This window comes from Pseudoalteromonas holothuriae (assembly GCF_945859825.1).
Taxonomy (GTDB): domain Bacteria; phylum Pseudomonadota; class Gammaproteobacteria; order Enterobacterales; family Alteromonadaceae; genus Pseudoalteromonas; species Pseudoalteromonas holothuriae.
In genome coordinates this window covers 1-490 of the sequence record NZ_CAMAPC010000086.1, presented here as the reverse complement: position 1 = coordinate 490, position 490 = coordinate 1, and the positions used below count along the sequence as shown (strand labels likewise).

The following is a 490-nucleotide window of genomic DNA, read 5'->3' as shown; positions in this document are numbered from 1 at the left end:
AGGCCATAACTTAAATTTAACACTAGAAAAGTTCGGGCAATTCTAGTGTGTACTCACAACAAGCTTTATCAAAGCAAGTTTAATGCCAAAATAAAAGTCGTTATTTTGGCTCTTTCCTTTTCTTATTCCACCTTATCTAACTAGATCAACTCTCGAAGCAGGCAAAATGTTTCCGGATCAGGCGGCAATATGCCGATTTTAGTCAAATAGTTGTGGTGATTAACTTTAACTTTTTGAAAATTATAGTCATTTTATTTTGGCACGTACTTTGCTGTTTATAATTCACACAACTTGAACTTATAAACAAGATAGAGGTACATGATGGCCTTATACGTAAATACCAATGTGTCTAGCTTAAATGCACAAAGGCAGCTAATGAAATCTGGAAATGAACTAGATACTGCTTTTCAACGTCTATCTTCAGGTCTGCGTATTAACAGTGCTAAAGACGATGCGGCAGGGCTGCAGATTTCAGACCGTCTAACCAGTC

At 36.7% G+C, this 490-nt stretch carries 1 protein-coding gene; it reads left to right on the top strand.

Features of this window, described 5'->3' with window-relative positions; translation table 11 throughout:
• Positions 1 to 321: 321 nt before the first annotated feature.
• The coding region (locus OCI93_RS21000) for a flagellin N-terminal helical domain-containing protein (protein WP_465250993.1) at positions 322 to 490 on the top strand (169 nt) is incomplete at its 3' end.